General features: G+C 72.1%; 17 protein-coding genes. All 17 read left to right on the forward strand.

Annotation, left to right across the window (positions count from 1 at the left end):
* On the forward strand, positions 1–341 hold a 341-nt coding region (locus ACH4TP_RS14965; RefSeq protein WP_398438030.1), incomplete at its 5' end, for a DUF4233 domain-containing protein.
* Positions 342–407: 66 nt separating this feature from the next.
* Positions 408–821 carry a nucleoside-diphosphate kinase gene (gene ndk, locus ACH4TP_RS14970; protein ID WP_041129227.1) on the forward strand — a complete coding sequence of 138 codons (414 nt, stop codon included), beginning with the start codon at positions 408–410 and terminating at the stop codon, positions 819–821.
* A gap of 215 nt (positions 822–1,036) precedes the next feature.
* Complete coding sequence (locus tag ACH4TP_RS14975; protein WP_116161013.1) at positions 1,037–2,056, forward strand: rod shape-determining protein; 1,020 nt, start codon at positions 1,037–1,039, stop codon at positions 2,054–2,056.
* A gap of 62 nt (positions 2,057–2,118) precedes the next feature.
* Positions 2,119–3,117, forward strand: a complete 999-nt coding sequence (mreC, locus tag ACH4TP_RS14980) for a rod shape-determining protein MreC (RefSeq protein WP_389221902.1) — start codon at positions 2,119–2,121, stop codon at positions 3,115–3,117.
* Positions 3,114–3,782 carry a rod shape-determining protein MreD gene (gene mreD, locus ACH4TP_RS14985; protein WP_389221900.1) on the forward strand — a complete coding sequence of 223 codons (669 nt, stop codon included), beginning with the start codon at positions 3,114–3,116 and terminating at the stop codon, positions 3,780–3,782. The genes mreC and mreD overlap by 4 nt, the downstream gene beginning before the upstream one ends.
* A gap of 19 nt (positions 3,783–3,801) precedes the next feature.
* The gene (gene mrdA, locus ACH4TP_RS14990) at positions 3,802–6,048 is read left to right on the forward strand and encodes a penicillin-binding protein 2 (RefSeq protein ID WP_398438033.1); all 2,247 of its coding nucleotides are present in this window, start codon (positions 3,802–3,804) and stop codon (positions 6,046–6,048) included.
* Between the two features lie 4 nt (positions 6,049–6,052).
* Positions 6,053–7,252, forward strand: coding sequence for a rod shape-determining protein RodA (gene rodA, locus ACH4TP_RS14995; RefSeq protein ID WP_398178627.1), 1,200 nt, complete (start codon positions 6,053–6,055; stop codon positions 7,250–7,252).
* A gap of 18 nt (positions 7,253–7,270) precedes the next feature.
* Positions 7,271–8,824 carry a CHAD domain-containing protein gene (locus tag ACH4TP_RS15000; protein WP_398438034.1) on the forward strand — a complete coding sequence of 518 codons (1,554 nt, stop codon included), beginning with the start codon at positions 7,271–7,273 and terminating at the stop codon, positions 8,822–8,824.
* 52 nt (positions 8,825–8,876) lie between these two features.
* Positions 8,877–10,808: a TIGR03960 family B12-binding radical SAM protein gene (locus ACH4TP_RS15005; RefSeq protein WP_389221892.1), complete on the forward strand. Its 1,932-nt coding sequence runs from the start codon at positions 8,877–8,879 to the stop codon at positions 10,806–10,808.
* Between the two features lie 64 nt (positions 10,809–10,872).
* Positions 10,873–11,508 (forward strand): hypothetical protein, encoded by a 636-nt coding sequence (locus ACH4TP_RS15010; protein WP_398178621.1) that lies wholly within the window; start codon positions 10,873–10,875, stop codon positions 11,506–11,508.
* Between the two features lie 235 nt (positions 11,509–11,743).
* Entirely contained in the window at positions 11,744–12,505 is a 762-nt protein-coding gene (locus ACH4TP_RS15015; protein WP_389221888.1) for a TIGR03936 family radical SAM-associated protein, read from the forward strand.
* Positions 12,506–12,739: 234 nt separating this feature from the next.
* Complete coding sequence (locus ACH4TP_RS15020) at positions 12,740–16,540, forward strand: ribonuclease E/G (RefSeq protein ID WP_398438037.1); 3,801 nt, start codon at positions 12,740–12,742, stop codon at positions 16,538–16,540.
* Positions 16,541–16,787: 247 nt separating this feature from the next.
* Positions 16,788–17,108 carry a 50S ribosomal protein L21 gene (gene rplU / locus ACH4TP_RS15025; protein ID WP_015033583.1) on the forward strand — a complete coding sequence of 107 codons (321 nt, stop codon included), beginning with the start codon at positions 16,788–16,790 and terminating at the stop codon, positions 17,106–17,108.
* Between the two features lie 13 nt (positions 17,109–17,121).
* Complete coding sequence (gene rpmA / locus ACH4TP_RS15030) at positions 17,122–17,376, forward strand: 50S ribosomal protein L27 (RefSeq protein WP_015033582.1); 255 nt, start codon at positions 17,122–17,124, stop codon at positions 17,374–17,376.
* A 112-nt stretch (positions 17,377–17,488) separates the two neighbouring features.
* Positions 17,489–18,928: a GTPase ObgE gene (obgE, locus tag ACH4TP_RS15035; RefSeq protein WP_389221884.1), complete on the forward strand. Its 1,440-nt coding sequence runs from the start codon at positions 17,489–17,491 to the stop codon at positions 18,926–18,928.
* A 271-nt stretch (positions 18,929–19,199) separates the two neighbouring features.
* Positions 19,200–20,846, forward strand: coding sequence for a glycosyltransferase family 2 protein (locus ACH4TP_RS15040; RefSeq protein ID WP_398178613.1), 1,647 nt, complete (start codon positions 19,200–19,202; stop codon positions 20,844–20,846).
* 16 nt (positions 20,847–20,862) lie between these two features.
* Positions 20,863–21,849, forward strand: a complete 987-nt coding sequence (galE, locus tag ACH4TP_RS15045; RefSeq protein ID WP_389221880.1) for a UDP-glucose 4-epimerase GalE — start codon at positions 20,863–20,865, stop codon at positions 21,847–21,849.
* The last annotated feature ends 66 nt before the right edge of the window (positions 21,850–21,915 follow it).

The following is a 21,915-nucleotide window of genomic DNA, read 5'->3' on the forward strand; positions in this document are numbered from 1 at the left end:
CTTCCACGCTCATCGGCGAGTTCTTCGTGATCGGCTTCGCCGGACTGGTCGCCATGAAGGACGACGGTCTCGCGATGTCCACCGTGTGGTGGGTCTGCGGCGTGGCCATGGTCTTCTCGGTGCTGCTGTGCGGGATGATCACCCGGCCCGGCGGGGTCCAGCTCGGCTGGGCCCTCCAGATCGGACTGGTCCTCAGCGGCTTCTTCGTCCCCACCATGTTCTTCCTGGGCGCGGTCTTCGCCGGCCTGTGGTGGGCCTCGGTGCACTACGGGCGGCGGATCGACGAGACCAAGGCCCGCTGGGCCGCCGCGCAGGCCTCGGCAGGGCCTGACGCTGCGTAATCGACGGACGTGCGGGCCCTGTAGCCTCGGAGGTCCCGCACACCGCTTTTCCGAAGGAGTTCCCCCGTGAGCCAGCGATCGCTCGTCCTGCTCAAGCCCGACGCCGTCCGCCGTGGTCTGATCGGCGAGATCATCGGCCGCATCGAGCGCAAGGCCGGCTGGACCATCACGGCCCTGGAGCTGCGCGAGCTGGACCAGGACACGCTGGAGCAGCACTACGGCGAGCACAAGGGCAAGCCCTTCTACGAGCCGCTGATGGGCTTCATGCAGTCCGGCCCGGTCGTCGCGCTCGTCGTCGAGGGCGAGCGGGTCATCGAGGGCCTGCGCACGCTCGCCGGCCCGACCGACCCGATCGCCGCCGCGCCGGGCTCCATCCGCGGCGACTTCGGCACCATCGTCCGCGAGAACCTGATCCACGCCTCGGACTCCGAGGAGTCGGCGGCCCGCGAGCTGAAGATCTTCTTCCCGGGCCTCGTCTGATCTGACCGGGAGTCAGCCGAACGAAGCACCCTGTGGGGCGACCGAAGGAATTCGGTCGCCCCCAGGCATATGAACGCCAATCCCGGGAACGGATCGCCGCGTCCTGCCGTCACCAGTACTGAGGTGGACCAACGCGCGCCATTCGCGCGGGCGGCACTACGATGGAAAACTCCACGCCGCACCACTCTCAGCCATGGGAAATCAAGGGGAACTTCATGTCGTTCATCGGCCGTGACATGGCTGTCGACCTCGGGACCGCCAACACGCTGGTGTACGTCAGGGGTCGAGGCATCGTTCTGAACGAGCCGTCCGTCGTCGCCATCAACACCAACACCGGAGGCATCCTCGCGGTCGGCGCCGAGGCGAAGAAGATGATCGGCCGGACCCCCGGCAACATCGTCGCCGTGCGCCCGCTCAAGGACGGTGTGATCGCCGACTTCGAGATCACCGAGCGGATGCTCCGCTACTTCATCCTCAAGATCCACAAGCGTCGCTGGATGGCCCGCCCCCGCGTCGTCGTCTGCGTGCCCTCCGGCATCACCGGAGTGGAGCGCCGCGCCGTGATCGAGGCGTCGACCCAGGCCGGCGCCCGCCAGGTGCACATCATCGAGGAGCCCATGGCGGCGGCCATCGGATCGGGCCTCCCCGTCCACGAGGCCACCGGCAACATGGTCGTCGACATCGGCGGCGGCACCACCGAGGTCGCCGTCATCTCCCTCGGCGGAATCGTCACGGCACAGTCCATCCGGGTCGCCGGAGACGAGCTCGACAGCGCGATCATCCAGCACATCAAGAAGGAGTACTCGCTCCTCCTCGGTGAGCGCACCGCCGAGCAGATCAAGATCACCATCGGCTCCGCGTACGACCTCGACAAGGACGAGCACACCGAGATCCGCGGCCGCGACCTCGTCTCCGGCCTGCCCAAGACCGTGGTCATCTCCGCTGCCGAGGTCCGCAAGGCCATCGAGGAGCCGGTCAACGCGATCGTCGACGCCGTGAAGACCACCCTCGACAAGTGCCCGCCGGAGCTCTCCGGTGACGTCATGGACCGCGGCATCGTTCTCACGGGTGGCGGCGCCCTGCTCCGCGGCCTCGACGAGCGCCTCCGGCGCGAGACCGGCATGCCGATCCACATCGCCGAGGACCCGCTGGACTCGGTGGCGCTCGGCTCCGGCAAGTGCGTGGAGGAGTTCGAGGCCCTCCAGCAGGTCCTGGACGCCCAGCCGCGCCGCTAGCGACACCGTTTCACCCGCACAGCCGAACAACCGAACCACGAGGAAAGGCACGGCCGCCGCACGTGAGGGACACACGAGAGAGCCGGCTGCTCCTGGTGCTGCTGATCGCCATCGCGTTCGCACTGATCACGGTGGACATCCGCGGCGGTCAGGAGTCACCCGTCGACGGTGCCCGGCAGGCCGCAGCGGCGGTCTTCGGGCCGGTCGAGAACGGTGTGGCGGCCGCCGTCGATCCCGTCGGCAACGCCATAGGCGCGGTACGGGACTCCGGGGAGCGGCACACCCGGATCGCCGCCCTGGAGAAGGAGAACGCCGAACTCAAGGCGAAGCTCGGCAGCGACGACCGCAACCGCAACCGGCTGCGCGAGCTCGACGCCATGCTCAAGACCGCCGGCGCCGGGCAGTACGGCATCAAGGGCGCCCAGGTCATCGCCATAGGAGCGGCCCAGGGCTTCTCCTGGACCGTCACCATCGACGTCGGCGCCCGCGACGGCATCAAGCGGGACATGACCGTGCTCAACGGCTCCGGGCTCGTCGGCCGGGTCACCACCGTCGGCCCCTCCACCTCCACGGTCCTCCTCGCCAACGACCCGGACTTCACCGTCGGCACCCGCATGGAGAAGAGCGACGAACTCGGCTTCGCCACCGGACAGGGCGACAGCCCCCTCCTGGTCCAGCTCCTCAACGGCAAGGCCAAGGTCAAGCCCGGCGACCGCCTCGTCACCTTCGGCTCGCGCGCGGACAAGCCCTTCGTGCCCGGCGTGCCGGTCGGCGAGGTCGTCCGCGTCGACCCCTCGGGCGGCGGCCTGACCCGCAACATCTACGTCCGCCCGTACGTCGGCTTCACCAAGCTCGACATCGTCGGCGTCGTCGTCCAGGCCCCGGGCTCCGACCCCCGCGACATGGTCCTCCCGCAGAAGCCCAAGCCCGCGCCGACCGTCACCGTCACGGTCACACCGACGGCGACACCACCGGACGGACAGCAGACCGCCGACGGACAGAAGCCGAACCAGAACCAGACGCAGGATCAGACGCAGGACCAGGGGGGCGTGACACCGTGAAGTTCAACCGCATCCTCCTCTCCGCCACCCTGATCGTGGTGGCCCTGGTCGTCCAGGTCTCCGTCCTCGCCCGCCTCCAGCTCCCCGGCGCCGTCCCCGACCTCGTGCTCCTCACGGTCGTCGGACTCGCCCTCGTCTACGGACCCGTCAGCGGCTCCCTCATCGGCTTCACCGCCGGCCTCCTCTCCGACCTCGCCCCGCCCGCCGACCACGCCGCCGGCCGCTACGCCCTCGTGCTCTGCGTCATCGGCTACCTCGTCGGCCTCGCGAGGCCGGACAACGGCCGGCTGACCTCCGCGACCGGCCCCATGGCCGTCGTCGTCGCCGCGGCCGTCGGCTCCACCCTGCTCTACGCGGGCGTCGGCGCCCTCGTCGGCGACACCGCCGCCCGCCATGTCGGCCTCGGCTTCCTGCTGTTCACCGCCGCCGTGTACGACCTGCTCCTGGCGCCCTTCACCGTGCCGCTCATCATGGCCCTGGCCCGCCGCGCCGAGAACGACCCGCTCGCCGACGCCGGCGGCGGCAACGGCGCCGACGTCGCCTCCGGCTGGCTCTCCTCCGGCACCGGCCTCAGGATCGGCACCCAGCGCGGCGGCCTGCGCGTGAAGGCCGCCCGCGGCCGCGCCTCACGCGCCGGACGCATCAAGGGAGTCAAGCGACTGTGAACGAGGGGGCACCGGCAGCATGACCAACATCCCCGAGACCGGGCGGACCCCCCGGGTCCAGATCCGGCTCGTCATCATCCAGATCCTCGTCTTCTCCCTGCTCCTCACCCTGGGGGGCCGGCTCTGGTACCTCCAGATCCGCAACGGCAAGGAGTACACGGACGAGGCGAAGAACAACCACGTCCAGCAGGTCGTCCAGCCCGCCGTCCGAGGCTCGCTCCTCGACGCCCGCGGCGTCCCGCTCGCCGACAACGAGACCCGGCTCGTGGTCTCCGCGTCCCGCACCGAGCTGATGAAGATGGAGGACCGGGGCAGGGCCGTCCTCACCCGGCTCGCCGACGTCCTCGACATGAAGCCCGACGAGGTCATCAACAAGATCCGGCTCTGCGACGCCAAGACGCCCAAGCCCTGCTGGAACGGTTCGCCCTACCAGCCGATCCCCGTCACCGACGAGGCCACCACCCAGCAGGCCCTCCAGATCCGCGAGCGCGCCGAGGACTTCCCCGGCATCACCGCCGAACCCACCGCCGTGCGCCGCTACCCGGCCCCCGCCAAGGCCCGCACCTCCCAGGTCCTCGGCTACCTCTCGCCCGTCACCGACGCCGAGATCGAGAAGGCCAAGGACACCGACTCGCCGTTCCTCCGCTCCGACCAGGTCGGCCGCTCCGGCCTGGAGCGCACGTACGACAAGGAACTGCGCGGCAAGGCCGGCGTCACCCGCTACGAGGTCGACAACCTCGGCCGCGTCATCGGCCAGGCCAAGAACGACCCTCCCGTGCCGGGCGCCAACGTCGTCACCTCCATCGACGCCCGCGTCCAGGCGGTCGCCGAATGGGAACTGCACAACGCGATGGTCGAGGCCCGCAAGGTCGTCGACAGGAACACCAACGAGAACTACAAGGCCGACTCCGGCGCCGTCGTCGTCATGGAGGCCAAGACCGGCCGCATCGTCGCCATGGCCTCGCAGCCCGACTACGACCCCAACGCCTGGGTCGGCGGCATCTCCGCCAAGGACTACGCCGCCCTCACCGGCAAGGACTCCAACTTCCCGCTGCTCAACCGGGCCATCCAGGGCCAGGCCGCGCCGGGCTCCATCTTCAAGGTCATCTCGACCACCGCCGCCGTGAACGCGGGCTACGACTTCGACGGGCGCTACCCGTGCACGAGCTCGTACTCCATCGGCAACCAGGTCTTCAAGAACTTCGAGTCGCAGAACCACGGCCCGATCACCCTCGGCCGCGCCCTCGAAGTCTCCTGCGACACCGTCTTCTACGCCCTCGCCCACCAGCAGTGGCTGAAGGACGGCGGGATGAAGCCGAAGAAGAACCCGGGCGACTGGTTCTACAAGACGGCCCATCAGTTCGGCCTCGGCGCCGAGACCGGCATCGACCTCCCCAACGAGGTCTCCGGCCGTGTCCCCGACCGCCAGTGGAAGCAGAAGTTCTGGGAGGACAACAAGGACTGGTGGTGCAAGTACGGCAAGAAGGGCGGCACCTACGTCCAGCAGCTCTCGTACGAGAACTGCCTCGAAGGCAACCTGATGCGCGCCGGTGACTCCGTCAACTACTCCATCGGACAGGGCGACACCCTCGTCACCCCCATCCAGATGGCCACCATCTACTCCGCCATCTCCAACGGCGGCACCCTGTGGAACCCCACCGTCGGCAAGGCCGTCATCAGCCCCGACGGCAAGAAGGTGCACGAGATCGCGCCCAAGTCGCACGGCAGGCTGCCCTTCGACGCGAACACCCGCGACTTGATAGACGAAGCCCTCGCGGGAGTCGCCACCCGCGGTACCGCCGCCTGGCGGTTCGGCGGCTGGCCGCAGGACAAGATCCCGATGCACGCCAAGACGGGCACCGCCGAGGTCTACGGCAAGCAGACGACCTCCTGGTTCGCCACGTACACCAAGGACTACGCGATCGTCATGACGATCTCCCAGGGTGGTACCGGCTCCGGCGCCTCCGGCCCCGCCGTGCGCAACATCTACGACGCGCTCTACGGACTCGACGACGCCGGCAACCAGGACCTCAAGCGCGCCCTGCTGCCGCAGCCGCAGAAGGCCCTGCCGAAGATCGAGGCCGACGGCTCCATCGACGCGCCGAAGGTCAAGCCGTACGACCCGGAGGAGCAGAAGGTCGACGAGACGAAGCCGAAGACCGACGGCACCCAGCCGCCGGCCGACCCGGCGACCCCCACCCCCACCAAAAAGCCGGACGACAACCAGCTCGCGGGCCCGCCCGCCACCCACCGAGGGAGGCTCTGAACAGATGGCCGCACCCCACGGCTTCTCCGTCTCCCGGTACGCGCCCGAGCGCGGCACCCTCGCCAAGCTGGCCGCCCGCGACTCGGTGCTCCGCCGACTCGACTGGCCCATCCTGCTCTCGGCGCTCGCGCTCTCCGGCATCGGCTCGCTGCTCGTCTGGTCCGCCACCCGCGGCCGCACCGAGCTCAACCAGGGCGACCCGTACTACTTCCTCTTCCGGCACCTGCTCAACACCGGCATCGGCCTCGCCCTGATGATCGGCACGATCTGGCTCGGCCACCGCACCCTGCGCGGTGCGGTGCCGATCCTCTACGGCCTCTCGATCGTGCTGATCCTCGCCGTCCTCACCCCGCTCGGCGCCACCATCAACGGCGCCCACGCGTGGATCGTCGTCGGCGGCGGCTTCTCCCTCCAGCCCAGCGAGTTCGTGAAGATCACGATCATCCTGGTCATGGCGATGCTCCTCGCCGCCAAGGTCGACGCCGGCGACCAGCTCCACCCCGACCACCGCACGGTCGCCAAGGCCCTCGCCCTGGCCGCCCTCCCCATGGGCATCGTCATGCTGATGCCCGACCTCGGCTCGGTCATGGTCATGATCGTCATCGTGCTCGGCGTGCTCCTCGCCTCCGGCGCCTCCAACCGCTGGGTCCTCGGACTCATCGGCGCCGGCGTCCTCGGCGCGGTCCTCGTCACCGCGCTCGGGATGCTCGACGAGTACCAGATCAACCGCTTCGCGGCCTTCGCCAACCCCGACCTCGACCCGGCCGGCGTCGGCTACAACACCAACCAGGCCCGCATCGCCATCGGCTCCGGCGGCCTCCTCGGCGCCGGCCTCTTCAAGGGCTCGCAGACCACCGGCCAGTTCGTCCCCGAACAGCAGACCGACTTCGTCTTCACCGTGGCCGGCGAGGAGCTCGGCTTCGTCGGCGCCGGCCTGATCCTCGTCCTCCTCGGCGTCATCCTCTGGCGCGCCTGCCGCATCGCCCGCGAGACCACCGAGCTCTACGGCACCATCGTCGCCGCCGGGATCATCGCCTGGTTCGCCTTCCAGTCCTTCGAGAACATCGGCATGACCCTCGGCATCATGCCCGTCGCCGGTCTGCCCCTGCCGTTCGTCTCGTACGGCGGCTCGTCGATGTTCGCCGTATGGGTGGCGATCGGACTGCTCCAGTCGATCCGTGTACAGCGCCCGATGACGGCCTGACGGGTCTAGATTCGAGGCATGGCGGAGACGAAGCGCGAGATCGAGCGGAAGTACGAAGCCACGGGTGAGACCCCGCTGCCGGACCTCACCCGGGTCGCCGGGGTGGCGGAGGTCGCCGACGAAGGCGTCATGGAGCTCGACGCCGTCTACTACGACACCCCCGACCTCCGGCTCGCGGCGGACGCGGTCACCCTCCGCCGCCGCACCGGCGGGAGCGATGCCGGCTGGCACGTGAAGTTCCCCGTCGCCGCCGGGATCCGCGACGAGATCAGGGCCCCGCTGAGCGACACCCTGCCGGATGAGCTCGCGGGGCTCCTGCGCTCCCGCGTCCGGCACGCCGAGATCGTCCCGGTCGTCCGGCTCCGCTCGTCCCGTGACGTCCGCCACCTCCTCGACGCCGACGGCACCCTCCTCGCCGAACTCTCCGTCGACACGGTCCACGCGGAACGCCTCCCGGGCGGGGGAGAGGCCTCCTGGACCGAGATCGAGGTCGAACTCGCGGACGGCGTCGACGACGAGAGCCTTCTCGACGCGATCGGGAAACGCCTCAAGAAGGCCGGCATCGTCCCCTCGGAGGCCCCGTCGAAACTGGCCAGGGCCCTGGCGGAGACGGCCCCGCCCCCGGAGTCGCCGGGCGCCGTGCCCGCCACACGGCGGGAAACCCCCCTGGCCCCGGCGGAGCGCCCCGGCACCGCCGGAGCCGCCGTGCTCGCCTACGTACGCGAACAGGCCGGGGCGATCGTCGCGCTCGACCCCGCCGTGCGCCGCGACCTGCCCGACGCCGTGCACCAGATGCGGGTCGCCTGCCGGCGGATGCGCAGTGCCTTCAAGACCTACCGCAAGGTCCTCGACCGGACCGTCACGGACCCCGTCGGCGACGAGCTGAAGTGGCTCGCGGGGGAGCTCGGCCTCGCCCGCGACCAGGAGGTCCTCGACGCCCGCCTCCGCGCCCGCCTCGCCGACCTGCCCCCCACCCTCACCCTCGGCCCCGTCGAGGCCCGGCTCCGCCGCCGCGACGCCGCCCTCGCCGAGGACGCCCGGCGCCAGGTCCTCGAAGCCCTCGACTCCGACCGCCACCTCGCCCTCCTCGACACCCTCCACGCGCTCCTCGCCGACCCGCCGTTGCGCGAGGCCGCCCGCCGCGACGCCCGCACGGTCCTCGCCAAGGCCGTCCGCAAGGACCACGACCGCCTCGGCGGCCGGATCGAACACGCCCTCGCCCTCGACCCCGGCCACGAGCGCGACCTCGCCCTCCACGAGGCCCGCAAGGCCGCCAAGCGCGCCCGCTACGCGGCCGACGCGGCCCGCCCCACCCTCGGCAAGCCCGCCAAGAAGCTCGGCAAACGCGTCAAGGCCGTCCAGTCCCTCCTCGGCGAACACCAGGACTCCGTCGTCGCCCGCGCCGCCCTCCGGGAGTTCGCGATCCAGTCCTACGGCGCCGGCGAATCGGCCTTCACCTGGGGACTTCTCTACGGCCGGGAGGAGGCCGCGGCCGCCGCGACCGAGCGGGAACTGCCCGGCGCGTGGGCGCGGGCCTCGGCCCCGGAAATCCGGGCGGCACTGAGCCGCTGAGCACCGGGGTACGCTTGAGAGTCGCCCCCCTGCCAGCTCACGAAGGTTCGAGATGTCTGCTGCCGAGTCTGTCTTCCCGCAGCTCGAAGCTCTGCTCCCGCACGTGCAGAAGCCGATTCAGTACGTCGGTGGAGAGCTGAACTCCACGGTCAAGCCGTGGGAGTCCGCCGACGTCCGCTGGGCGCTGATGTACCCGGACGCGTACGAGGTCGGCCTGCCCAACCAGGGCGTCATGATCCTCTACGAGGTGCTGAACGAGCGCGAGGGCGTCCTCGCCGAGCGCACCTACAGCGTGTGGCCGGACCTCGAAGAGCTGATGCGCGAGCACAACGTGCCCCAGTTCACCGTGGACAGCCACCGCCCCGTCGGCGCGTTCGACGTCTTCGGCCTGAGCTTCTCCACGGAGCTCGGCTACACGAACATGCTCACGGCCCTGGACCTGGCGGGCATCCCGCTGGAGTCCAAGGACCGGACGGTCGACCACCCGATCGTGCTCGCCGGCGGCCACGCCGCCTTCAACCCCGAGCCGATCGCGGACTTCATCGACGCGGCGATCATCGGCGACGGCGAGCAGGCCGTCCTGGACATGACCGAGATCATCCGGCAGTGGAAGGCCGAGGGCCGTCCGGGCGGGCGCGAGGAGGTCCTCTTCCGCCTCGCGAAGACCGGCTCGGTGTACATCCCGGCGTTCTACGACGTCGAGTACCTGCCGGACGGCCGCATCGGCCGTGTCGTCCCGAACAAGTCCGGTGTGCCGTGGCGCGTGTCCAAGCACACCGTCATGGACCTCGACGAGTGGCCGTACCCCAAGCAGCCCCTCGTCCCGCTCGCGGAGACCGTCCACGAGCGCATGTCCGTCGAGATCTTCCGCGGCTGCACCCGCGGCTGCCGCTTCTGCCAGGCCGGCATGATCACGCGCCCCGTGCGGGAGCGAAGCATCACCGGCATCGGCGAGATGGTCGAGAAGGGTCTCAAGGCGACGGGCTTCGAGGAGGTCGGCCTCCTCTCCCTGTCCTCGGCGGACCACACGGAGATCGCGGACATCGCGAAGGGCCTCGCCGACCGGTACGAGGAGGACAAGGTCGGCCTGTCCCTCCCGTCCACCCGCGTCGACGCCTTCAACGTCGACCTGGCGAACGAGCTGACCCGCAACGGCCGCCGTTCGGGCCTCACCTTCGCCCCCGAGGGCGGCTCCGAGCGCATGCGCAAGGTCATCAACAAGATGGTCTCGGAAGAGGACCTCATCCGCACCGTCTCCACCGCCTACGGCAACGGCTGGCGCCAGGTGAAGCTGTACTTCATGTGCGGCCTGCCCACGGAGACCGACGAGGACGTCCTCCAGATCGCCGACATGGCGATGAACGTGATCGCCGAGGGCCGCAAGGTCTCCGGCCAGAACGACATCCGCTGCACCGTCTCCATCGGCGGCTTCGTCCCCAAGCCGCACACCCCCTTCCAGTGGGCCCCGCAGCTGTCGGCCGAGGAGACGGACGAGCGCCTGCGCAAGCTCCGCGACAAGATCCGCGGCGACAAGAAGTACGGCCGCTCGATCGGCTTCCGCTACCACGACGGCAAGCCCGGCATCGTCGAGGGCCTCCTCTCCCGCGGCGACCGCCGCCTCGGCGCGGTCATCCGCGCGGTGTACGAGGACGGCGGCCGCTTCGACGGCTGGCGCGAGCACTTCTCGTACGACCGCTGGATGGCCTGCGCCGAGAAGACCCTCCCCGAGGTCGGCGTGGACGTCGCCTGGTACACCACCCGCGAGCGCACCTACGAGGAGGTCCTGCCCTGGGACCACCTGGACTCGGGCCTCGACAAGGACTGGCTGTGGGAGGACTGGCAGGACGCCCTCGACGAGACCGAGGTCGAGGACTGCCGCTGGACCCCGTGCTTCGACTGCGGCGTCTGCCCGCAGATGGACACGCACATCCAGATCGGCCCCACCGGCAAGAAGCTGCTGCCGCTGACGGTGGTCAACCAGTAGTAACACTTGCGTGACGGCCCGGCGGAGGGGAAACCCTCCGCCGGGCCTTCGCGTCGTTCTGAGCATGAACACGGAAAACCCGGGCTGCCTCACCGGGGTGGCGCGCGCCGTCGCCCTGGTGGTCGTCCTGCCCCTCCGGCTGCTCTGGGACGCCTTCGCCTTCTGCGTGAAGCAGCTGTGGCGCTGGATCCTCGCCCCGGTCGGCCGCGCCCTCGGATGGCTGATCCACCACCTGGTCGTGATCCCGCTCCGCTTCCTGTGGGAACGGGCGATCGTCCCGGTCGCCCGGGCCCTGTGGTGGGTGATCGACCTGCTCCTCGTCACCCCGCTGACCTGGCTCTGGCGCTGGGTCCTCCTCCCCGTCCTCAAGGCCCTGTGGTGGGTCGTCGACCTGCTGGTCGTCACCCCGCTCGGCTGGCTCTGGGAGTACGTGCTCGCCCCCGTCGGCCGGGCGGTCGGCGCCGCGTTCGCCTGGGCCTGGGGCATCGCCGGGCTGGTCTCGCGGGCCGTCGGCCGGGCCATCGGCTGGGTGCTGTGGAACGCGGTCGGACGCCCCCTCGCCTGGGCGTACCGGGTGGTCCTCACGCCCGTCGGCCACTGGCTGCGGACCTGGGTGTGGGCGCCGGTCGCCTCCGCCGCGCGGGCCGTCCGCGCGGCGGCCCGGGAGGTGCGTCTCGCCCTCTTCGGCGGACCCCGCTGACCGAGCCCGGGGAACCGGGGCCTGCCCGGGCGCGTACTCTGGGTAGTACAACCGAACGTCCCCGGAGCGCTGCCCGCCCCCGAGATCTCCCCGCAGGACGCGGGGGTGATCCGGGCGGACCGCCCAGGGGCCGTCCCCCAGACTTCCGGGCGGAGCGCCACCCGCGCCCGCCCCGCACCGAGGAGAAGAACCACTGGGCAAGCGACAGCCCGAAGGCCCGCCGCCCGCACCGGCGGTGCAGCGCATCCGACTGCGCTACACCAAGCGCGGCCGCCTCCGGTTCACCAGCCACCGTGACTTCCAGCGCGCCTTCGAGCGCGCGCTGCGCCGTGCCGAGGTGCCCATGGCGTACTCGGCGGGCTTCACCCCGCACCCGAAGGTCTCGTACGCCAACGCCGCCCCGACGGGCACGGGCTCCGAGGCCGAGTACCTGGAGATCGCGCTCACCGAGGCGCGCGACCCGGAGACCCTGCGGGCCCTGCTCGACGAGTCCCTCCCCGCCGGCCTCGACATCACCGACGCCGTCGAGGCCCGGACCTCGGGTCTCGCCGACCGGCTCACCGCCTCCGTGTGGGAGCTGCGGCTCGAAGGCGTCGCCGTCGAGGAGGCCGAGAAGGCCGTCGAGGCGTTTCTCGCGGCCGAGACGGTGGAAGTACAGCGCAAGACCAAGAACGGAGTCCGCACCTTCGACGCCCGTTCCGCCGTCACCGAGCTGACCGCTGCCCGTCCCCAGGGCGATCCCCAGGGTGATAGGCCGCTGGACAGCGCCTGTGCGATACTGCGGCTGGTTGTTCGGCACGTGACACCTGCCGTGCGACCCGACGACGTCCTGTCCGGTCTCCGAGCTGTGGCCGACCTGGCGCCGCCGGTCCCCGCTGCGGTGACCAGGCTGGCGCAGGGGCTCTTCGACGAGGAGTCCGGCACGGTGACCGACCCGCTCGCGCCCGACCGCGAGGCAGCTGCCTCAGCGACGGCGCCGGGTGCTGGTACCGCGTAGGGAGCGGTCGTCGTAGCGCCGCCCTGGTACTCGGGAGCCACCTGGGTCGGGCAGCGCACTGACCAGGAGACTTTCGCCAGGCCGTCCGCACAGGGCGTACGGAACCGGCGAGCCAGACATAGAGCTCCCGTGCGGCGCCCGCGCCCCGGACGGCGGCACCGCGCCACAGGCGCGACCGTGCCGCCGGACCGGAACCAGGCGCGGCGCCCGGGAGCGTGACGGGAGAAACCCCGCATGCTCGAGTCCAACGAAGACACCAACGCCCCCGGTGACAAGCTGCCGCCGCGCCGCAGGCGCCGCGCCGCTTCCCGCCCCGCCGGTCCGCCGGTGACGGGCGCCACCGCCGAACCCGCCGAGACCCCGGCCGCCGCCGAGGACCCCGTCGTGGAGGCCGCTCCGGTCGAGGCCGAGGCCGCTCCCGCGCCGCGCACCCGCCGCCGGGCCACCCGCAAGGCCACGGCGTCCGTCGTGGAGACCCCGGCCGAGCCGGCCGTGGAGCCGGTCGTCGAGACCCCCGCGGCCGAGGCCGTCGAGGAGGCCCCCGAGGCCTCCCCCGCCCGCCCGCGCCGCCGCGCCACCCGCAAGGCCACCTCGCCGGTGACGTCCACGGCAGTGGTCGCCGAGGAGACCGCGGAGCCCGTGGCCGTCGCCGCTCCGGCCGCCGAGCCCGCCCCGGCCGAGACCGAGGCCGCCCCGCCGGCCCGTACCCGCCGTCGTGCCACCCGCAAGGCCACCGCCCCGGCCGGCGCGCCTGCCGCCGCCGAGGAGGCCGTGGTCGTGGCCCCCGCCGCGGAGCCGGTCGCCGAGGCCCCGGTCGCCGAGGCCGCTCCGGCCGAGGCCGCCCCCGCGCCCCGTACCCGCCGCCGCGCCACCCGCAAGGCCACCTCGCCCGAGGCGAGCACCGAGGCCGCTCCCGCCGGCGAGTCGCTGCCGACGTCCACCGTCGAGCAGATCGCCGCCGCCGAGGCCGAGGTCGCCGCCGCCGAGACCGCCGCCACCCGCGGCCGCGGCCGCCGCCGCGTCACCTCCCCGCAGTTCACCTCCGAGCCGGCCCCGGCCCGCGAGCCGCGCCGCGCCGCGCGCCCCGCCGTCGCCGTCTTCCAGGCCCCGGTCTTCGCCGAGCCGATGTTCCAGACCCCGGAGACCGCCGCCTTCGCCGCGGCCGCCGCCGTGGCCGAGGAGCCGGAGGAGGAAGAGACGGTCGAGGCCGTCGAGACGGTCGAGGCCGTGGAGGAGCCCGAGCGCGCCGAGACCGGCTCCCGCCGTCGCCGTCGCCGCCGTGGCGAGCCCGTCGCCGTCGAGCCCGTCCCGGCCACCGTCGCCGACGAGCCCGAGGTCGAGGCCGTCGCCGACGAGGTCGAGGAGGCCGAGGCCGAGGAGGCGGACGAGTACGAGGACCGCCCGTCCCGCCGTCGCCGCCGTGGCGGCCGCCGCCGCCGTCGCGGCGAGCTCACCGAGGTCGAGGAGACCGAGGAGGGCGAGGAGCCGCACGCCGAGGACGAGGCCGAAGAGGCCGAGGAGTCCGAGGAGGAGCCGGAGGAGGCCGAGGCCTACGCCGGCGGTTCCAGCAGCTCCCGTCGCCGCCGCCGTCGCCGCCGTCGCAGCGGGGACGCCGCCGAGGTCGAGGCGGGCGAGGAGGACGGCGTCCGTACGGTCGTCAAGGTCCGCGAGCCCCGCCCGGCCCGTGAGAAGGCCGAGCCGTCCGACGAGGTCCAGTCCATCAAGGGCTCGACCCGCCTGGAGGCCAAGAAGCAGCGCCGCCGCGAAGGCCGCGAGCAGGGCCGCCGCCGCGTCCCGATCATCACCGAGGCCGAGTTCCTCGCCCGCCGCGAGGCCGTCGAGCGCGTCATGGTCGTCCGCCAGAACGGCGAGCGCACCCAGATCGGCGTCCTGGAAGACAACGTGCTCGTCGAGCACTACGTCAACAAGGAGCAGGCCACCTCGTACGTCGGCAACGTCTACCTGGGCAAGGTCCAGAACGTGCTGCCGTCCATGGAGGCCGCGTTCGTCGACATCGGCAAGGGCCGCAACGCCGTCCTGTACGCCGGCGAGGTCAACTTCGAGGCGCTCGGCATGGCCAACGGGCCGCGCCGCATCGAGTCCGCCCTCAAGTCCGGCCAGTCGGTCCTCGTGCAGGTCACGAAGGACCCGATCGGCCACAAGGGCGCCCGTCTGACCAGCCAGGTCTCCCTGCCGGGCCGCTACCTCGTGTACGTCCCCGAGGGCTCGATGACCGGCATCAGCCGCAAGCTCCCGGACACCGAGCGCGCCCGCCTGAAGACCATCCTCAAGAAGATCGTCCCCGAGGACGCGGGCGTCATCGTGCGCACCGCCGCCGAGGGCGCGAGCGAGGACGAGCTGCGCCGCGACGTCGAGCGCCTGCAGGCGCAGTGGGCCGACATCCAGAAGAAGGCCGCCCAGATCTCGACGTCCGCGCCGAGCCTGCTCTACGGCGAGCCGGACATGACCGTCCGCGTCGTCCGCGACATCTTCAACGAGGACTTCTCGAAGGTCATCGTCAGCGGCGACGACGCGTGGGAGACCATCCACGGGTACGTCTCGCACGTCGCGCCCGACCTGGCCGACCGCCTGTCCAAGTGGACGAGCGAGGTCGACGTCTTCGCGACGTACCGGATCGACGAGCAGCTCATGAAGGCGCTGGACCGCAAGGTCTGGCTGCCCTCCGGCGGCTCGCTGGTGATCGACAAGACCGAGGCGATGGTCGTCGTCGACGTCAACACCGGCAAGTTCACCGGTCAGGGCGGCAACCTCGAAGAGACCGTGACGAGGAACAACCTCGAAGCGGCCGAGGAGATCGTCCGCCAGCTGCGCCTGCGCGACCTCGGCGGCATCGTCGTCATCGACTTCATCGACATGGTCCTGGAGTCCAACCGCGACCTGGTGCTGCGCCGCCTCCTGGAGTGCCTGGGCCGGGACCGGACCAAGCACCAGGTGGCCGAGGTCACCTCGCTCGGCCTGGTCCAGATGACCCGCAAGCGGGTCGGCCAGGGCCTCCTGGAGTCCTTCTCCGAGACCTGCGTCCACTGCAACGGCCGCGGTGTCATCGTGCACATGGAGCAGCCGGCCGCCGCCGGCGGCGGTGGCGGCGGCAAGCGCGCGAAGAAGCGCGGCCGCGGCGGCGCCGAGCACGTCCACGAGCACGAGCACGCCGAGGCCGTGGAGACGGCGGAGGCCGAGGTCGAGACCGAGGCCGAGGTCGCCGCGGAGCTGGCCGCCCCGGTGGCCGTGCCGGTGCCGATCGCCCCGGACGAGGAGCTGTACGGCTCCGTCGCCGAGGCCGAGGCCGCCGCCACGCGCGGTCGTGGCCGCCGTCGCGCCACCCGCCGGGTGTCCGCCCCGGTCGTCTCGACGCCGGTCGCCCCGGCGGTCGTGGAGACCGAGGCCGTCGACTTCGAGCCGGCGCCCGCCGCCGAGCCCGTCGCGGCGCCGGTCGCGGAGCCCGTCGTCGAGCAGGCCGCCCCGGTGGCCGAGCCGGTCGCCGAGGCCGTGGTCGAGGAGACCCCCGCCCCGGCCCCGCGCGGTCGCCGCCGTGCCACCCGTCGGGTGACCTCCCCGGTCGTCTCCACCACGGAGACGCCGGCCGAGGTCGTCGTCGAGCCGGCCGCCGAGGCCGCGCCGGAGCCCGTCGCGGCGCCGGAGCCGGTCGCCGAGGCCGTCGCCGAGCCCGTCGTCGAGGAGGCCCCCGCGGCCGCCGCGCCGCGTGCCCGTCGCCGGGTGGTCCGCAAGGCCACCGCTCCCGCCGGTTCGCCCGCGGGCGCCGAGGAGGCGGCCGTCGTCGTGGTGACCACGGCCCCGGCCGAGAGCACCGAGGCGCCGGCCGAGGCCGCCGAGGCCGAGCCCGCCCCCGTCAAGAAGACGGCGGCGCGCAAGACCGCGGCGAAGAAGGCCACGGCCAAGAAGGCCGCCACCAAGAAGACGGCGGCGACCAAGAAGACCGCGGCGAAGAAGACCACCGCCAAGAAGGCCACGGCCAAGAAGGCGGCGGAGAAGACCGCCGCCCCGGCCCAGGACTGACCGGCCGGTGCGGGCCGCCCCTCCCCGGCGGAGGGGCGGCCCGCACCGCACGGGCGAATTTGACCCCCTGTGGCAGCCGCCCGTAACCTAGACCGTCGGCGTGTCTGATCGACATGCCGCGCCTCTGAGCACCTCCCTCCCGCTCGCCGGGAGAGGCCGCTCGTCCGATTCCGGAACGCCACGGGCCCCCGGGCCCGTGTGGGCGGCTGGCTTCAGAGGTTCCACCCCGAGTGAGAGAGAGATCCGCGTGTACGCCATCGTGCGCAGCGGTGGTCGCCAGCACAAGGTTGCTGTCGGCGACATCGTTGAGGTTGACAAGATTTCCACTGCCAAGGTTGGCGACACGGTCGAGCTCTCGACCCTGCTCGTTGTCGACGGCGACGCCGTGACCAGCGACCCGTGGGTCCTGGCCGGCATCAAGGTCACGGCCGAGGTCGTGGACCACCACAAGGGCGCCAAGATCGACATCCTGCGCTACAAGAACAAGACCGGCTACCGCCGTCGCCAGGGTCACCGTCAGCAGTACACGGCGATCAAGGTCACCGGTATCCCCGCGGCTGCGAAGTAAGAGGGACTGAGACATGGCACACAAGAAGGGCGCATCGTCCACCCGGAACGGGCGCGACTCGAATGCCCAGCGGCTCGGCGTGAAGCGCTTCGGCGGTCAGGCCGTCAACGCGGGTGAGATCCTGGTCCGCCAGCGCGGCACCCACTTCCACCCGGGCTCGGGTGTCGGTCGCGGTGGCGACGACACGCTGTTCGCCCTGCAGGCCGGCGCGGTGCAGTTCGGCACCCACCGTGGCCGCAAGGTCGTGAACATCGTTCCGGTCGCCTGATCGGAACACTTTGCGGAGGCGGACCTCACTTCCCGGACCGGGAAGCGGGTCCGCCTTTCGCGTGTTACTAGATAGACATTCCGCACGTAAGTAACTCTCTGGAGGCACCACCATGACCACCTTCGTGGACCGCGTCGAGCTGCACGTCGCCGCGGGTAACGGAGGCCACGGCTGCGCCTCCGTCCACCGGGAGAAGTTCAAGCCGCTCGGCGGCCCGGACGGCGGCAACGGCGGCCGTGGCGGCGATGTGACCCTGGTCGTCGACCAGTCGGTCACCACGCTCCTGGAATACCACCACTCGCCGCACCGCAAGGCGACCAACGGTCAGCCCGGCGCCGGCGACAACCGCTCCGGCAAGGACGGCCAGGACCTCGTCCTGACCGTGCCCGACGGCACCGTCGTCCTCGACAAGAAGGGCAACGTGCTCGCCGACCTCGTCGGCCAGGGCACCACCTTCGTCGCCGGCCAGGGCGGCCGCGGCGGCCTCGGCAACGCCGCGCTGGCCTCGGCCCGCCGCAAGGCCCCCGGCTTCGCGCTCCTCGGCGAGCCCGGCGAGGCGCGCGACATCGTCCTGGAGCTCAAGACCGTCGCCGACGTGGCGCTCGTGGGCTACCCGAGCGCCGGCAAGTCCTCGCTCATCTCCGTCCTCTCGGCCGCCAAGCCGAAGATCGCGGACTACCCCTTCACCACGCTCGTCCCGAACCTGGGCGTGGTCACGGCCGGTTCGACCGTCTACACGATCGCCGACGTGCCGGGCCTCATCCCGGGCGCCAGCCAGGGCCGCGGCCTCGGCCTGGAGTTCCTCCGCCACGTGGAGCGCTGCTCGGTCCTCGTCCACGTCCTCGACACGGCGACCCTGGAGTCCGAGCGCGACCCGGTCACCGACCTCGACGTCATCGAGGAGGAGCTCAAGCAGTACGGCGGCCTGGAGGACCGGCCCCGGATCGTCGTCCTCAACAAGATCGACATCCCGGACGGCCAGGACCTCGCGGACATGATCCGCCCGGACCTGGAGGAGCGCGGCTACCAGGTCTTCGAGGTCTCCGCCGTGGCCCGTACGGGTCTCAAGGAGCTCTCCTACGCCCTCGCCGGCATCGTCGCCGAGGCGCGCGCGGCCAAGCCGGTGGAGGAGGCGACCCGGATCGTCATCCGCCCGAAGGCCGTCGACGACGCGGGCTTCACCGTCACGTACGACGAGCACGAAGAGGTCTACCGGGTGCGCGGCGAGAAGCCGGAGCGCTGGGTCCGCCAGACCGACTTCAACAACGACGAGGCCGTGGGCTACCTGGCCGACCGCCTCAACCGCCTCGGCGTCGAGGACGCCCTGATGAAGGCCGGCGCCCGCGCGGGCGACGGCGTCGCGATCGGCTCCGAGGACAACGCGGTCGTCTTCGACTGGGAGCCCACCATGATGGCCGGCGCCGAAATGCTCGGCCGCCGCGGCGAGGACCACCGCCTCGAAGCCCCGCGCCCGGCGGCCCAGCGTCGCCGTGACCGCGAGGCGGAGCGTTTCGACCCGCAGCGTGAGTACGACGAGTTCGACCCGTTCTAGCAGGACGGCCGCGTCGGCCCGGCGGACGGAGTCCGGCGCAGCCGTCCGATGCCGGTGAGGCCCCTCGGGGCCGAGCCGTGCGAGGGTGGCGGGGGGAGGTTCTGCCCACCGCCTGGAAGCTCCGCGCCCGGCGGCCCAGCGTCGCCGTGACCGCGAGGCGGAGCGTTTCGACCCGCAGCGTGAGTACGACGGGTTCGACCCGTTCCAGCAGGTGCTCAGGGAGCCCCCCGACCCCGTCCGAGGGGGCGGGGGGCTCCCGTAGGATCCTGGTGTGAGTAGCGTCCCCCCGCCCGAGACCGCAGGTCGGCTCAGTGTCGTCGTCATCGCCTACAACGACGAGGAGCTGGTGGCCCAGGCCATCGGTTCCGCGCTCGACCAGGGGCCCGTGGTGGCGGAGGTCGTGGCGGTCGACGACTGTTCGAGCGACGGGACGGCCGCGGTCCTCGACGGGCTCGCCGCGCGGCACCCCCGGCTGCGGGTGGTGCGCCGCACCGAGAACAGCGGCGGCTGCGGGACCCCGCGCAACGACGGCATCCGCGCCGCGACCTCCCCGTACGTCATGTTCCTGGACAGCGACGACATCCTGCCGGCCGGCGCCGCCGAGGCCCTGGTCGCCGCCGCCGAGCGGCACCGCACCCCGGTCGCCGTCGGCGTCGCCGTACGCCGTGAACTGCCCGAGGGCCGGGACGTGCGCTGGCAGCCCGCCCTGTACCGGGAGCCGGCCGTCCTGGAGACGCCCGACGAGCTGCGCCCGCTCGTCCACGACACGCTCTGCGTCAACAAGATCTACGACCGTGCCTTCCTCGCCGAGCACGGCATCCGCTTCCCCGACGGCCGCTTCGTCTACGAGGACTTCCTCTTCACCGCCCGGGTGTACGCCGCCGCCCCCCGCGTCGCCGTGATCCCGGACACCGTCTACGTCTGGCACGTGCGCCGGGCCGCCGCCCAGCTGTCGATCTCCCTGGACCGCGAGGGCGTCTCCAACTGGCGGTCCCGGATCGCCGCCCACCGCACGGCCGTCGACACCCTCGCCGAGGCGGGACGCGCGGAACTCGCCGCCGCCTGCCGCACCAAGTTCCTCGAACACGACCTGCGCATGTACGCCCGCGACCTGCGGCTGAGGGACGCCGGGCACCGTGCCGAATGGTGGGAGCTCACCCGCGCCCACCTCTCCGGCTTCGCCGACGAGGAGATCGCCGCGGCGGCCGCCCCCGCCCGCTGGACCGCCCGCTTCCTGCTGGCCGCGAAGGAGCCGCGCGACCTGCTCCGGCTGTCCCGGCTCACCGCCAACCCGGGCCGGCTGCTCCCGCCGTACGCCGGCGACCGCACCGCCGCCGTCTGGGCCGACGACCTGCCGGAGGCCCGCCTCGACGGCATGGACGAGCTGCCGCTCGACGGGCTGCCGCTCGTCGTCGACGCCGTGCTGAGCACCGGCGGGGGCGGCGACCTGCGGTTCAGCGTGAAGGACCTGTACGGACGGCTCGCCGAGGCGGGCCCGGTCCGCGCCGAGCTCGCCTTCCTGCCGCGCGGCGACAGCGAGCCCGCCCGTACCGAGGAGGCCGCGCTGAGCGCCGTCACCGGGGCGGACGGCACGGTGGAGGCATGGACCGCCCGGGTCCCCGTCGGGCTCACCGGCCTCGCCGGATCCGGCCGGCGGCGGGGCCGCGAGGGCGTCCAGCTGTGGGACATCAGCGCCACGGTGACGTGTGCGAACGGTGAGTCGTTCACCACGTCGCTGCGGGCGCCGGACGGCTCCCAGCGGCGCTCGGTGCTTCCGAGCAGCCGGTACGGTGTACTCCTGGTGCAGCCGTACACCACGGCCAACGGCTCGCTGGCGGTACGGATCGCGCCCGGCGCACGGGACGGATTCCGGGCGGTCAGGGCCCGGCTGCGTCGGCTTGCCCGCAGTTCACAGTGAAAGGGTTTGGGGCACTATGACTTATCTGATCACCGGCGGCGCCGGATACATCGGTTCCCACGTGGTCCGCGCCATGACGCAGGCGGGCGAGCGGGTCGTCGTCCTCGACGACCTGTCCACGGGCTACGAGTCGCGGGTCCCCGAGGGCGTTCCCCTGGTGGTCGGCTCCACCCTGGACCGCGAGGTCCTGGACCGGACGATCGCGGAGCACGGTGTGACGGGCGTCGTCCACCTCGCCGCGAAGAAGCAGGTCGGCGAGTCCGTCGAGCTGCCGCTGCACTACTACCGCGAGAACGTCATCGGCCTCACGGTCCTCCTGGAGGCCGTCGCGGCCGCGGGCGTGCGCAACTTCCTCTTCTCCTCCTCCGCCGCCGTCTACGGCATGCCGGACGTCGACCTCGTCACCGAGGAGACCCCCTGCCTGCCGATGAGCCCGTACGGCGAGACCAAGCTCGTCGGCGAGTGGCTGGTCCGCGCAGCGGGCGCCGCGCACGGCATCTCGACGGCCTGCCTGCGCTACTTCAACGTGGCGGGCGCGGCGGCCCCCGAACTGGCCGACACCGGGGTCTTCAACCTGGTCCCGATGGTCTTCGAGCGCCTCGACGCGGGGGAGTCCCCGCGGATCTTCGGCGACGACTACGACACGCCCGACGGCACCTGCATCCGCGACTACATCCACGTCGAGGACCTGGCCGACGCGCACCTCGTCGCCGCGCGGAAGCTCGCGGAGTGGGCCGAGGCGGGCGAGCCGCGCGACCTGACCGTCAACATCGGCCGTGGCGAGGGCGTCTCCGTCACCGAGATGGTCCGGCTGATCAACGAGATCACCGGCCACACCACCGAGCCGCTGGTGACCCCGCGCCGTGCCGGCGACCCCGCCCGGGTCGTCGCCGCCGCCGACCGCATCGAGTCGGAGCTGGGCTGGAAGGCCCGCCACGACGTGCGCGACATGATCGAGTCGGCCTGGGCCGGCTGGGTCTCCCGCCGGGGCGCGACCGTCTGAACGTAGACACGGCAAGAGGGAAGGGCCGGGGAGTCGTACTCCCCGGCCCTTCCCTCTGGTGTCTCT

Origin of the sequence: Streptomyces sp. NPDC021012, assembly GCF_044333355.1 — a bacterium.
In the GTDB taxonomy this organism is placed as follows: Bacteria; Actinomycetota; Actinomycetes; order Streptomycetales; family Streptomycetaceae; genus Streptomyces.

What these genes read in the sequence shown, in the direction of transcription:
- rpmA (WP_015033582.1), top strand. Translation starts at nt 17,122, where the DNA reads ATGGCACACAAGAAGGGCGCATCGTCCACCCGGAACGGGCGCGACTCG.
- ACH4TP_RS15010 (WP_398178621.1), top strand. Translation starts at nt 10,873, where the DNA reads ATGAACACGGAAAACCCGGGCTGCCTCACCGGGGTGGCGCGCGCCGTC.
- ACH4TP_RS15020 (WP_398438037.1), top strand. Translation starts at nt 12,740, where the DNA reads ATGCTCGAGTCCAACGAAGACACCAACGCCCCCGGTGACAAGCTGCCG.
- ACH4TP_RS14975 (WP_116161013.1), top strand. Translation starts at nt 1,037, where the DNA reads ATGTCGTTCATCGGCCGTGACATGGCTGTCGACCTCGGGACCGCCAAC.
- mrdA (WP_398438033.1), top strand. Translation starts at nt 3,802, where the DNA reads ATGACCAACATCCCCGAGACCGGGCGGACCCCCCGGGTCCAGATCCGG.
- galE (WP_389221880.1), top strand. Translation starts at nt 20,863, where the DNA reads ATGACTTATCTGATCACCGGCGGCGCCGGATACATCGGTTCCCACGTG.
- rodA (WP_398178627.1), top strand. Translation starts at nt 6,053, where the DNA reads ATGGCCGCACCCCACGGCTTCTCCGTCTCCCGGTACGCGCCCGAGCGC.
- ACH4TP_RS15005 (WP_389221892.1), top strand. Translation starts at nt 8,877, where the DNA reads ATGTCTGCTGCCGAGTCTGTCTTCCCGCAGCTCGAAGCTCTGCTCCCG.
- obgE (WP_389221884.1), top strand. Translation starts at nt 17,489, where the DNA reads ATGACCACCTTCGTGGACCGCGTCGAGCTGCACGTCGCCGCGGGTAAC.
- ACH4TP_RS15000 (WP_398438034.1), top strand. Translation starts at nt 7,271, where the DNA reads ATGGCGGAGACGAAGCGCGAGATCGAGCGGAAGTACGAAGCCACGGGT.